Below are 11,597 nucleotides of genomic sequence, written 5' to 3' on the forward strand. Positions count from 1 at the left end.
TTTGTGGTAGCTCTAAGAAATTTAGATTTAGTTGATGCTAGTGATTGTTGTTAAAAATACATCCTTTTTATCTTCAACAATTCTATTGTTATATTTTATGTGATTAGTCATTTTGATATCACCTTGCTGTAATATTACATCAGCTTCACAAAAATACGCACCAACGTTATTTTTATCTAAAGTGATTATATTAGATAACTTTAAATTAATACGAGACACTTCATCTTCAGTCATTCCATCCTGCAGAGCACTTTTTTTTAAAATCGAAAAAACGTTATTAACAGTTTCTTTTGCTCCGCACGTAGGGGCGCTCGTACCTAGAAAATGAGTGACAGCAAGATAAATAAGAAATATTGCTAGTAATATATAAATAAAATTTCGAATCTTTATAAATTTTTCTCTTATTGTCATTATCCTTTCCTCTCGAACATATCTGGTTGATATTTTTTTCTATGTAATGCTAATTGCTCCCGTATAATAGAATAAACATGACTATCTGTTAAATTATATTTTTTTGCCAGTGGCGCTATGTTTCCGTCACTAACTTGATAATCAAGAAAAATCCGATTATCACGTATTGCCTGTTTCAACCTTTCGCCATTAGGAATATAACAAACACGCCCGCCAAAATAATTGCCGAGCACACAAACGAGCTTTGTTGCTGTAGTTATTGCTTTTTCATGCGACATACCTTGCCTTACCAGCTCAGCGCAAAATAAATCAACAAACTCAGATAAAAGTCTAGGCCAGTTTTTTCGAATTGTTATAACATCAGTCATGTTATCTAATGTATCAAGTGCAACCCCTAGCTCTTCATGATCATCATCGAACAATCTTAAATTATCCTCGCCCATCTCTTTCCCTCCTTTTTTTGTACCATTCCTGCGCGCCCTCAACATTTATTTTTGAAAAATCAGCTTTGGCGCGATACATTTGTTCAAAATAAACTTCGTTACTTTCTTTTGTTGGTGCATCCTCTTTACTTGCCTCAGTATACAAAAATAAGTGCGCAGTTGAATTATAAACTGTTTTTAAATAATTATGATTTGCAAGCGGCTTTATTTCGTTACCGCTTGCTCGCTTTTTCTGAATTTGCTTAACGGTCTCATTAAGAGCGTGGGCTAGGTGACGGCTGGGTTTGAATTGCTCAAGAACCTCTTGCATCAGTTTAGCTGTCCTAGAATTACTCAAGTTAGATTTAGCGGGGCGGAATAACCCCAAATAGGCAACAAGCGGACGAGCACAGTTATGCTTAAATTTAAGCAGCATAGACAAAACTTCACGTCCAGCCTCATCTTCAATCAGCGCGTCAAGATGAATATCGCTATGACAAACAGGGCAGCGTCCTAATTTCATTTTCGCCTCCCGCTATATTTCTTTTTGATAACATCTTCATAAAGCTTTCTAATTTCATCATACCCACTGTATGACGTGCCATCTGGCAAATAAAGCACGTTGTTTCTATAGCATACACCATCAACTAATAAAAATTTATCAACCATTTCACGTATATGCCAGTTCTTTAAAGACTCTAAAACATGCTGAGCTAAATTAAAGTCAAGCCATGCATGAGTTTTAATGCCAAGTCCGCCCGTAAATTTTTTTGTCATGCGCTCGACGTATGCATCAAGCGCTTTGTCACGTGAATCAGAAATAAACCCCTGATGCCCCATTGTGATCCAGATAGCGCGAATCTTTTTTATGTCATCACGCCGATCTGATGTTTTGACAGCGGGTGCGCCATACTTCTTTTTTACGCCTGTATACTCAAACCCTTTCAACTTCATTGTTTCATAAACTTTCTCAAGCTCATGCTTTAGCATTTTAGAGCACGAGCTTTTTTTAGTTTCAGTGACAAGCAAAGCGCGGTACGTTTCATCATCTAAGCCAAGCTTTTGCTTGGCTATATGAATAAGTTTAATTAATTGCGATCTCGTCATATCAAACCCCCGCAATATCCAGCGCAATCGGTCGATACTCGTTACTGTCGCCAATGCGTTCATAAACACGGATGTAAGAACGGCTACCGATAACTTGAAGCGACTCACTTAATGCGTCCATTGCTTTTTGCCAGCGTTCATCTTTAATATCAAGACGGCGCAACTCAAGCAACCGACCAAGCTTTAAATCACCATCTTTGCTTGTTGCAAAAGCTCTGTTAACAATCGCTTTAAGCTCTGGTCGCGCATTCTCTGACCAATCGTTAACACAGTCCATGGTTAGCTGTTTAGCCGCTAAAATTCGCTCATCTGGAGCGATGTTATCATGCATTGTGCGTTGTACTTTGTACCTACCGTCAAAGCTGAATAAAGTTACATTACCTTTTTTACCGCCCAAGATGACATTATATTGCTCTGCAGATAACTCGATAAACGCAGCAACATCACCGAACGCTTTAGCTTTAAATAACGACAGCGCTTTATTAAGTGATTTTGCATGCTTGATGATTTCTTCAACGACTTGCTCACGCTCTATGTCGATATCTTTAATCATTGACACTGGTACAAGAGCTCCCTTGCCATCCTTCCAATATCCGTCTATAACTTCTTCATTAGTGTATTGTTTGCCAGTTTTATTTTTATTTTCGTTCATTTTGTTTCCCCAATTAAATTAGACTTTCAGACCAAACAACGCGACAGCCAGAATACTCAAAAACCCCTTGCTTGATTGGCATAACATTATTAAAGTGTTGATACGATGCTTTGCCTGAATCTATCAGGTCGCGACATTTATCATTACTAAATAAAAAAATAGTAGGGCGCAGAGCATTACCAATTACAACTTTATTAACTAAAAAACCCTCGTTTGCTAACTGCGCTACAATTCTCGATACATCATTCATTGTTAGTGCAATTTCGTTAGTGCCGTATGGTTTACGTTGTTCTTGTGCTTGCATAATTAAACTCCTTCTAAATCTCTAATTGCCGCATTGATATGTGTTTCATTGATTGATGTGTTACTACTGTTTGCAAGAATTGCAGCCAGTGATAACGTCATTTTTATAATACGAAGTGCGCCGGCTTTCTTGCCAAGTTCGTGCACTAGCTTTCTTTCACGAGCGCCGTCAATGCCCCAAGCATCTGCGATAGCATCAATATCGCCTGCGGTTGTATTTAAAATCGCCACTTTTTTAGCAATACGGGAGAAGAGGCGGGCAAAGTCAGTTTTACGAGAGCCATTGCCTGATAATTTAGAATAGATTTGATGGTTACCGCATAGTACAACACCGACGCCCGTCATCTCCTGAATCAAACGAATTTCTTCAAGTGCGTCATAAGGCAAATGGTCTGCTTCATCAATTATTAACAACCCTTTGGTCTCTCGCATTTTTTTGCATATAGCACTGCTTAATGTGCCAAGTCTTTTTGGTGCATAATCAATATCGAGTGCACAAGCAATATCATATAAGCACTCAATTAATTTTGATGATGAGGGGCGAACAGTGATAAGCCACACGTTTGGTTGCTTGGCATATTCAGTGATTGCGTTAGTTTTACCAACACCACTATTGCCGTATACAACAACAAAACAGCCAGCGATTTTTGCATAATCAAGCGCATTAAATATCTTTTTACTTGTTGGTGTTTCAACAAAGCTTGGTGCGGTTTTCAAGTTGTTTGCTTTCTTTTTGTTATCAAGCCACACTGTTAACTTATCAGCAATTTTCTGGTTGTCGCCGCCATACAAATTATTCATAAACTGACTGAGTGCTGCAGGTGAAACGTCGCTTTGTTTCGCGATAGCGCTATATTTTTCACCATTTTCAACCGCCGCTTTTATTTCATTTCTAATACCAGTAAACATGCTTATTCCTCATTTTTTTTAGCTGCTAATTTTTTTAAACCAATTGCAAATGCCGAATCGAAATCAAGCACATCGGCCTTTGGCTTGTCAGTATCGACATCTGCCACAGTTCCATTTTTTGCCTGCTCAGCTTTTAAAATCTCAATGACTTTCGAATCTGTTTTTTCTGATACTTCAATATCGGGCATGAGCGATTGAACTTCTAAAATCGACATGCGTTTTTGATTTTCGGCTGCGCCCTTATGGCGTTTAACGAACTGCGTACGTTGACGTTTATGTTCACGAGCGGCTTGCGTATCACCGAACGCAACACGATCTAAACACTGAGCATCACAGATAAATCGACCATCCAACGTATAAACAAGGACGCTATCGTGTAGGTTGCGAGGGTCAAATCGAATAACAACTTTATTAGGTCGAATGCCAATTAATTTTTCATTGTAGTAGCGGTTTTTAGCGCCACGAATTGAGCCGCCGGCATCAATCGTAAACGTGCCATCAAAGCGAACGGTCACCGCTTCAGAAGGAAGTAACAATAATCGGCGTTGCTCCGCTGTAGCTTTTTTAATGGCGCTTGATTGATAGCTAGCATTAAATGCATCATCAAACGACATCACACCACCACAGACCTCGGTGTTACGATTTGGCTTGCTATTGAACATTGCGATACCTTGCTCAAGCGCCTTAAGAAAAGATTCAACATCAACAGCATTCTTGCTGTTATAGTTATCGGGCTTTTCAAGCACATTTGCCCCTGTATATGCACCAGCAAGAAGTGGGTGCTTATCAACAAGCTCACCAAGCCCACCGTGAGAAAATGCACGCTCAATCGGCTTTGCTTGACCATGCCCTTTACCAAACATGACACTTGACCAATGAAGCTGAATGCCAAGCATTGGAATAATCCCCATTGGCTCATCTGGTTTAACTTTAAAGCGGTAACGATTTGGTACGCCACCAGTCAACCATTTGTTTGCTGCTGCTCTCGTGTTATCGATAGTGACATGCTTTGGTATGCCGTAATTCTCAATCACATCAGCTAGCGATAGACGAATTGAATCGCTATTCTCTGAAACATCACAGTAGTAAGCTAAGATTTTGCGAGTGCGAACATCTTGCCAGATCCAAGTCTTAGGTCGTAAAATCTCGCCGTTATACCATTTGACGAACACATTGTGCAGATAGCCGTCACCGTTAATCCATTCGAGCGCATCAAGCTCAATAACGCTACGTTGCTGCGCAGGATACAACTGCATTAGTGCATGCTCGCCCTTACGCCACAATACTTGCTGTTGTGGTGTGATTTCACGTTCAATCTTTCGGCGCAAGCTGGATTTGTGCGGAATATCCCACCCCTTATCCTTGGCGACATCACACAACATCTGATAGCACGTGTTAAACGCTGGTTGCTCGGGTCTAAAATAGTTAGCAACAAAAAAGTCCCATGCGTCGGGCGTCATATTGTATTGACGAGATGAATAATCACGAAAAGCACTACCGTCAAGCAGAGCAGGAAGATATTCGGATTGCTCAACTTTAATTGCAGTGTAATACCATCGTCGAGCTGCTGAAGGGTTACAACCATGACTCTGCGCAACAACATCAAATGCCGTAACTGGGCTAGTGCCAGCATCAACAATAGCTTTAACAGCAAGGACAACCGCGACTTTAACTTTAGCCTTATCTTTTTGCTTATCAGTTGCCTTTTCCCACTTAGCCCAGAGAGCATCAGCGCAATAGCTTTTTTCCTTGGGTTCGGGCTTGTCTAAAATTTGATTGCCGATCATGATTTTGTTTTTTGATTTCAAAACACGACCTTGGTCATAAATAGACAAAGAAAAGACATTGTATTCATACGCACCGCCTTTTATACCTTGAGCTCTGCGTCGTTCCCAGCTTTCAGCCTTAGCTTTATACAGAACACCTTGAACGGTGCTGGGCATACCTGCAATTTGAGTTAACTCTTGCGCTGTAATCCACATAAATGCATCCCTTATTTATATTGATAGCGTGAAGGCCAGATATCTCTTGGTTCTAAACCAAGAGCCTCCGCAATAATGCGCTCAGCTTTTGGGTAAGAGACTCTTAGTGCATTATTTAATGTAGAAGGAGCTAAACCCGCATTTATTGAAAGCGATTTCAAGGTAATCCTTTTTTTACGGAGCTCGCACTTAATATCTTCTGCATGCCAATCTTGTTTTTCCATATTTACCACCTTATTAAAAAATGTAACAATAACCGATTACTTTTAAGTTAAACTTTTAAGTTTAACTGCAACCTGTAAGTAATCGTAACTTACTTTAAAGTTAATTGCAAGATCTCTTTAAGGTTGAAACACTAAAAATATAAGCTACCACTAAAAATATAATGGTTAAACGCTTGATAAACAAATAATTATTAAAGTTTAAATATTTTAATGTTAACTTTAAAGTGAACTTTAAATATGAGGTATTAACATGAAAGAAATCTGGTTAACTCCAAGAGAAATGGCAGGTAAATATAACTGTCCAAAAACCGTGCAAGGAGTGGCGTTAAGAGCAAAGAATGAAAACTGGAAAAAGCGAAAAACAAAAGGGCAAAAAGGCGGAGGTTTTGAATACGAAGTATCTGATATTATAAATAAATTTGAGTTGTTGCAAAATTACAACCATAGAGACCTAGATAAAAAATTCTATGAACAATCACCAAACTATAATAAAGACTACCCCACAGACACAACTAGCAATGATAGTTATGTGATTGTTCCGCATCTAACATCAATTTTATTTCCTGATGAATTAGACAAAAAAGAACCACCATCGGGGATGATGGATATAAGGGAAAATTTTGTATTAAGCAAGTATTGGTTACTAAAAACGGGTCTGTTTAATTCCAAATTAGCTATCATCAGAGCAAGTAATGATACAATGACCCCAACAATCAATGAGGGCGATATTGCACTATTAAACGTACAAGAAGAAGCGCTTCACAATATCTTGAATGGGATCTACTTATTGAAGATAAAGGAGTCATACGTTATATACAGATTACAACATGATTTAAACACAAACACCATTCATATAATAAACGACAATAAGGCATATAAATCATTTACAATAAAATTAGATAATGCAGACTCACATATAAAAGTAATAGCTAAAGTAGAAATGATTTTAACCAGCCCTTACAAATAACTTTTAAAGAATTTTTAAACGCAATTTAAACGGCTGACCCACGTTACTAATTTCAACGAAAAAACCAAGCCGTTTTATATTTTATTTTCATTTTGAATTTTTCGCCGCTTTATTTTTTTAATTCTCTATAATCCCTTATTCCATCAGGCATAATCCAATTTATTCCCGCAAATTTTTATTTATTCCCTTATTTCTATTCTTAGTGAACTATTACATCGACTGATTTTATTTTTATAAGCGGGTTCATGGCCAACCGGTAAACACATTCGTGCTTTTAAATAATCAATTGGTATTTCGCCAGATTGCTGTGATACGGTACCATCACCATTACCGTCTGCGGGTAATAATGTGTATTTTTCATTGATATCCCCATTTTGGAGGGTTCTTATTTCCACTAGCTCTTTTAAATTAAGCCGATTCTTATCACCAATATGGTTGGCTGACGCCTTTTTTTTGCTTACCGTCACAGAACCTTGCCAGTGGGCGATTTGATAAGTCAACGACTCTGTTTTAATATTATTAGCATCTTCTTCAAGACCAAAAAAAGCATAAGTGTTAGGATGATATTTATTAGCTATACTCTTATTAAATTTTTTTACTTTATATTTGATAATATTTTCATATTTCTTCCAATCCTTTTGCATTTGTTGCAAATTATGGTCAGTATTAAATGGATTAATCAAATGGGGCTCACAAGCACACCACCATTTATCTTTGGCTAAATAGATTTCTGCATAAGGATCAGCTTTAGGATAGGATTCTGGTTTACCGTTGGGTTCTGTGATTGTAAGCCAACCCATACCATATTCTGGCGTGGGTAATAACTGGAGTGGTCCTGGTGCTTGAGCACAAACTGCGGTCATTTCTGCGGCATCCTTACCTAAAACATTGGCCGTTACAAAATTACTTATGCTATTATCTCCATTAACTTCTGTGCCCCGCTTCATTCGAGTATAGGCAGCAACGGCGCCCGTAGCTGGCTGTACACCATTGATTACTCCGTAGACTTTGTTCCGACCATTTAATGCTTCAGTATAATAACGGGCAACTAATCCCCCCATAGAGTGAGTGACCAAAATCACTTTATCACAGTTTTTTCCACGCTTTTTATAGTATTTGGGTAAGGTCACTTCAACAAGTTTTTTTAACGCCATAGCGCTATCTTCATTAGATTGTAACCAGTTATACCCCATTGCATGTACGGGAAAATAAAATTTTTCGCAATGTTGAATTTGCTTTTCATCTAACTCTAGTGACGATTTTGAACCCTCATCTAATGAAAATGAAGGCGGTTTTGTTAAATCATTTAAAATAGTTGATAAGTGACCATTTGGTTCAAATAAGATTTTTTGTAATAATTCTAAAAATTCACCATAACTAATATAACCTACTGTCCCCCAACCTCGTGCTTGTCGCGAACCAAAAAGTCTGTTTTCAAGGTTACTATTTATTGCTTTTTGGATTTCTTTTTTTTGTTCTCGGTTAAGGCGACGCTTTTCATTCCGTTGACTTTTATCATTACCTAATAATTGTATCTTTAAATTATATTCATTTTTAATTCGAGCGACCTCTTCGGCTGCCGCATCAACCACAGTGCCACGATCATCAACTTCTGTTTTTTCAGGATCAAGTTCTAATTTTCGTGCTTTAGCATCACCATAATACGGTAATGACCAGCCAATAACCGATGTTTCATCATCTAAACGCCAAATTTTTTTTGCTTCCTTTTTATCTGTTTTTTCTTTTAAATTACTGCCCATCACACCCGGAATAAAGATAATCGGTACAATAAGTCGTTCTTTTTCAAGATATAAACCTTGTATGGTCTTTTCTGATGTTGGAACGGTATTATATAAATACGTGGCTTGCTGATTATTGTTAGTCATGTTGTTTTCTACCTATTCTATTCTTGGATCAATTTTTTTAAAGTAATTAGCTGTATATAGACTTTATCTTTATATTGGCTAATAACGAGTTGTTCTTGCGAAGAAGCACTAACACAACCGCTTGCCATCGTTAACGCTAAATACTTTGTCAATTCTGTGGGTTTGGCAAAAGTTAAATCTATATCATGAATTAGATTTTCTTTATTTTCACCAATATCTAATTTATGCCTTTCAATGTTAAATTGAGTGCGATTTTTTGGGTCTAATCCAGAAATCCAAACATCTTTAACATTTTGAGCAGAAAGTTGTGTATAAGTAAAAAACTGATTGATATCAGCTGATAAATCGTCTTGAGCAATCATCAAACGACCTAACCAAGATTTTGCCTGTAGCTTTTTAGTATTAATTAATGATTCTGCACCAATTAACATAGCACTGATAAATTTACTGTGATGATGGTAGGTTATATCACTATATTGGCATACTAATATTAGCGATAATTCTATATTATCTGGCTCTTCATAAAGTATTGACATCCATACCGAATAATCCATTATGGGTTCAGGATATAAATCCCAACGTTGAAATATAGCTTCTAGCAGTTCATCGTCATCAATGAGTGCTTTAGGTATGTAGATATGCGTTAAATAGCGACGATAATTAGGACATTGTTGTTCTAAGTTTTGCATTACCTCATCAAGAAACCAATAGGGTTTAGTTGATGCAGTCAAATTAAATAGGGGCCTTGCTTTTTCAGGATAAAGGGGAATTTGTTCAAGATCACCTGTTAAAGCTTTTATGCCATTTTGTTCTGCACAGATCATATAACTTCCAAATATGGGGATCTGTTGCTTACTCCAATTTTGCCAAAATTGGGTTGATTCTTGATTTAGTTCTGTGATTCTTTCATTATAAGCATGCTCAGAAATGTTAATTAATAAACAAGATGCAAGTATCATTATCCATAAAAAAAACGGAACACCAATAGCCAGAAACCAAAATAAAAGGTAGTCTGAGCCATCACAAGTAAAAACAGTTATTATAAAACCAGCTAAAATTAAAAATAATAAACTCATACCCCATAATAGATAATTTGGTTTTTTAATTGGTTGATAGCTTAATAATTTAGAAGTTTCCCAGCCCATTAATATGTTTCCTGCTATTTATATATTTGTGATCATGATTTAAATTAGTAATACGATGTTTAATTTTTTGTTTCTGGCTCAATCACAATAGTTATTGGCTCAACAAATTGACTGTATTGTGCAGGTAGCATTCCATTTTCATCGGTTACTGCTTCTATTTCACTATTATCAGCCCGAATAATTCTTACCTTTCGGTTTTTTATAACAGAATTATCATGTTGCCAACGTAATTGCGAATGAAATACATAATGACTACTTTATACCAAAAAGCCGCTAAACAAAACTGTGCACCAGCGCTTAAAACACTGGCCTTTATGTATATGCAAGGACTTGGCACTGAGCAAGATGTACCTAAAGGTTTTGACACTTTGGTGCAAGCTTTTCGTGTTATGCCTGATTACAGTTTAGAGGATGTTATCTGGCGTATTGAAAATAACGAAAATTATAAAAAATACTCACTTAAAGCTAAAATTGAAGATTATAAAGAACCACACCGACAACGATTTCAAATAACCGATTCCAGTGATGAAGACTATATTGCTGAAAAATTTAAATTCTTTAACAACATTTACCAGCTTTATCTTAGAGATGGTATTGGCTCAATGTATAGTTGGCGACGACCAACTTGGTCATGTGTACTAGGAGAAACTATTGGTGAAATTTCTTCACTAAAGGAGCGTTATTATATAAAAAAAGCAATTCAAAGTTATTATAAAAGCATGACATTATTAAGTTACTACTATAAAGGCGAAGCACAAGATATTGCACAAGCTCAGCTTTGGCGTAAATACGCTATTACCATGGGACAGCTACCATTTGAAAATTACTGGCCAGGCTATCCCCCACTTAAAGAATAAGGGCACGCATGCCCTTTTTTATTTAAGCCATTTATGAACATTATTTTGAGTCGTTAATAAAATAGACTCGTAATCGTTTTTTATACTTTCAATCGCTTTCTTGTTAATTTGGGAAAGATTAACACCGCTCTCTTCTTGAAACTTTTCAACAAACATATTGAGCTCTTTAAACGATTTAATTTGAGCGAGAATCAACTTAAATTTAATCTTCAGCGCCAGACCATTCGGCATTAATGGTCTGTTTTATCTAGGAATATTTTATGATAAACTGATGTTTTATCGAACAATCAACTGGAATACTCTATGTTAGCACACACCAAACTCCCCCTTTTATTGTTTGTGTTAGTTGGGTTATCATTGCCTAGTGCGGCTAAAACCAATACAAAGTGTTTGCCATTAAATAAAGACGAAGCCAATATCGCTATTTGTACCAAACTGGCCGATAAAGGCGATGCTAATGCCCAAAATAGCCTTGGGGAAATTTATTATCAAGATGCCCTATTACATAAAGGCTATCATACTAAAGCCAGATTACTGTTCGAAAAAGCCGCTGCTCAAGGACTGGCTAAAGCCCAATATAATTTAGGGGCGATGTATCGTGATGAGTTTAATAATTTTCCTGTTGCATTAAGCTGGTTTGAAAAAGCGGCCGCTCAAGGTAATTTGGATGCCCAAAATAGTATTGGTTATATCTACGAAAACGGCTCAGGTGGTAAACCGCCTCGCAACTAC

Annotated in this window: 15 protein-coding genes; 3 read left to right on the forward strand and 12 right to left on the reverse strand. The window is 37.0% G+C overall.

All coding sequences use genetic code 11. From position 1 onward, the window contains the following. Nucleotides 1–27: 27 nt before the first annotated feature. Genes B9N71_RS00765 through B9N71_RS00805 form a run of 9 tightly spaced genes read right to left on the reverse strand, consistent with a single transcriptional unit; the run spans nt 28 to nt 6,010 of the window. Entirely contained in the window at nt 28–411 is a 384-nt protein-coding gene (locus B9N71_RS00765; RefSeq protein ID WP_085163771.1) for a hypothetical protein, read from the reverse strand. Continuing rightward, nucleotides 411–854, reverse strand: coding sequence for a Mor transcription activator family protein (locus tag B9N71_RS00770; protein ID WP_085163772.1), 444 nt, complete (start codon nt 852–854; stop codon nt 411–413). Before B9N71_RS00770 ends, B9N71_RS00765 begins: the two co-directional genes overlap by 1 nt. Further along, complete coding sequence (locus tag B9N71_RS00775; RefSeq protein ID WP_085163773.1) at nt 841–1,356, reverse strand: HI_1489 N-terminal domain-containing protein; 516 nt, start codon at nt 1,354–1,356, stop codon at nt 841–843. The genes B9N71_RS00770 and B9N71_RS00775 overlap by 14 nt, the downstream gene beginning before the upstream one ends. After that, nucleotides 1,353–1,940 carry a gp16 family protein gene (locus tag B9N71_RS00780; RefSeq protein WP_167370028.1) on the reverse strand — a complete coding sequence of 196 codons (588 nt, stop codon included), beginning with the start codon at nt 1,938–1,940 and terminating at the stop codon, nt 1,353–1,355. The genes B9N71_RS00775 and B9N71_RS00780 overlap by 4 nt, the downstream gene beginning before the upstream one ends. Nucleotide 1,941: 1 nt before the next feature. Further along, nucleotides 1,942–2,592: a DUF3164 family protein gene (locus B9N71_RS00785; RefSeq protein WP_085163775.1), complete on the reverse strand. Its 651-nt coding sequence runs from the start codon at nt 2,590–2,592 to the stop codon at nt 1,942–1,944. A gap of 13 nt (nt 2,593–2,605) precedes the next feature. Next, the gene (locus B9N71_RS00790) at nt 2,606–2,896 is read right to left on the reverse strand and encodes an HI_1482 family protein (RefSeq protein ID WP_085163776.1); all 291 of its coding nucleotides are present in this window, start codon (nt 2,894–2,896) and stop codon (nt 2,606–2,608) included. Between the two features lie 2 nt (nt 2,897–2,898). Further along, nucleotides 2,899–3,804 (reverse strand): AAA family ATPase, encoded by a 906-nt coding sequence (locus tag B9N71_RS00795; RefSeq protein WP_085163777.1) that lies wholly within the window; start codon nt 3,802–3,804, stop codon nt 2,899–2,901. Nucleotides 3,805–3,806: 2 nt separating this feature from the next. Further along, nucleotides 3,807–5,786 carry a transposase domain-containing protein gene (locus B9N71_RS00800; RefSeq protein ID WP_085163778.1) on the reverse strand — a complete coding sequence of 660 codons (1,980 nt, stop codon included), beginning with the start codon at nt 5,784–5,786 and terminating at the stop codon, nt 3,807–3,809. A gap of 11 nt (nt 5,787–5,797) precedes the next feature. Next, nucleotides 5,798–6,010, reverse strand: coding sequence for a helix-turn-helix domain-containing protein (locus B9N71_RS00805; protein ID WP_085163779.1), 213 nt, complete (start codon nt 6,008–6,010; stop codon nt 5,798–5,800). A 250-nt stretch (nt 6,011–6,260) separates the two neighbouring features. Between B9N71_RS00805 and B9N71_RS00810 the strand changes: the two genes are divergently transcribed. Then, nucleotides 6,261–6,977, forward strand: a complete 717-nt coding sequence (locus tag B9N71_RS00810; protein ID WP_085163780.1) for a helix-turn-helix domain-containing protein — start codon at nt 6,261–6,263, stop codon at nt 6,975–6,977. A 179-nt stretch (nt 6,978–7,156) separates the two neighbouring features. Here the strand turns inward: B9N71_RS00810 and B9N71_RS00815 are convergent, their stop codons facing one another. Further along, complete coding sequence (locus tag B9N71_RS00815; RefSeq protein WP_085163781.1) at nt 7,157–8,863, reverse strand: esterase/lipase family protein; 1,707 nt, start codon at nt 8,861–8,863, stop codon at nt 7,157–7,159. Nucleotides 8,864–8,880: 17 nt separating this feature from the next. Next, nucleotides 8,881–10,008, reverse strand: coding sequence for a KPHS_23130 family T6SS system protein (locus tag B9N71_RS00820; protein WP_085163782.1), 1,128 nt, complete (start codon nt 10,006–10,008; stop codon nt 8,881–8,883). Between the two features lie 248 nt (nt 10,009–10,256). Between B9N71_RS00820 and B9N71_RS00825 the strand changes: the two genes are divergently transcribed. After that, the gene (locus tag B9N71_RS00825) at nt 10,257–10,865 is read left to right on the forward strand and encodes a hypothetical protein (protein WP_085163783.1); all 609 of its coding nucleotides are present in this window, start codon (nt 10,257–10,259) and stop codon (nt 10,863–10,865) included. A gap of 18 nt (nt 10,866–10,883) precedes the next feature. Here the strand turns inward: B9N71_RS00825 and B9N71_RS00830 are convergent, their stop codons facing one another. Beyond that, the gene (locus tag B9N71_RS00830; protein ID WP_085163784.1) at nt 10,884–11,096 is read right to left on the reverse strand and encodes a hypothetical protein; all 213 of its coding nucleotides are present in this window, start codon (nt 11,094–11,096) and stop codon (nt 10,884–10,886) included. Nucleotides 11,097–11,168: 72 nt separating this feature from the next. Between B9N71_RS00830 and B9N71_RS12915 the strand changes: the two genes are divergently transcribed. Beyond that, a partial coding sequence (locus B9N71_RS12915) for a tetratricopeptide repeat protein (protein WP_167370029.1) occupies nt 11,169–11,597 on the forward strand: 429 nt, incomplete at its 3' end.

The sequence above is a fragment of the Gilliamella bombi genome (assembly GCF_900103255.1).
GTDB classification, from domain to species: domain Bacteria; phylum Pseudomonadota; class Gammaproteobacteria; order Enterobacterales; family Orbaceae; genus Gilliamella; species Gilliamella bombi.

Bases quoted from the DNA above. Each gene is read 5' to 3' on its own strand.
- B9N71_RS00805 (WP_085163779.1), bottom strand. From the start codon at position 6,010: ATGGAAAAACAAGATTGGCATGCAGAAGATATTAAGTGCGAGCTCCGT.
- B9N71_RS00790 (WP_085163776.1), bottom strand. From the start codon at position 2,896: ATGCAAGCACAAGAACAACGTAAACCATACGGCACTAACGAAATTGCA.
- B9N71_RS00810 (WP_085163780.1), top strand. From the start codon at position 6,261: ATGAAAGAAATCTGGTTAACTCCAAGAGAAATGGCAGGTAAATATAAC.
- B9N71_RS00780 (WP_167370028.1), bottom strand. From the start codon at position 1,940: ATGACGAGATCGCAATTAATTAAACTTATTCATATAGCCAAGCAAAAG.
- B9N71_RS00765 (WP_085163771.1), bottom strand. From the start codon at position 411: ATGACAATAAGAGAAAAATTTATAAAGATTCGAAATTTTATTTATATA.
- B9N71_RS00775 (WP_085163773.1), bottom strand. From the start codon at position 1,356: ATGAAATTAGGACGCTGCCCTGTTTGTCATAGCGATATTCATCTTGAC.
- B9N71_RS00830 (WP_085163784.1), bottom strand. From the start codon at position 11,096: ATGCCGAATGGTCTGGCGCTGAAGATTAAATTTAAGTTGATTCTCGCT.
- B9N71_RS00795 (WP_085163777.1), bottom strand. From the start codon at position 3,804: ATGTTTACTGGTATTAGAAATGAAATAAAAGCGGCGGTTGAAAATGGT.
- B9N71_RS00820 (WP_085163782.1), bottom strand. From the start codon at position 10,008: ATGGGCTGGGAAACTTCTAAATTATTAAGCTATCAACCAATTAAAAAA.
- B9N71_RS00785 (WP_085163775.1), bottom strand. From the start codon at position 2,592: ATGAACGAAAATAAAAATAAAACTGGCAAACAATACACTAATGAAGAA.
- B9N71_RS00815 (WP_085163781.1), bottom strand. From the start codon at position 8,863: ATGACTAACAATAATCAGCAAGCCACGTATTTATATAATACCGTTCCA.
- B9N71_RS00770 (WP_085163772.1), bottom strand. From the start codon at position 854: ATGGGCGAGGATAATTTAAGATTGTTCGATGATGATCATGAAGAGCTA.
- B9N71_RS00825 (WP_085163783.1), top strand. From the start codon at position 10,257: ATGACTACTTTATACCAAAAAGCCGCTAAACAAAACTGTGCACCAGCG.
- B9N71_RS00800 (WP_085163778.1), bottom strand. From the start codon at position 5,786: ATGTGGATTACAGCGCAAGAGTTAACTCAAATTGCAGGTATGCCCAGC.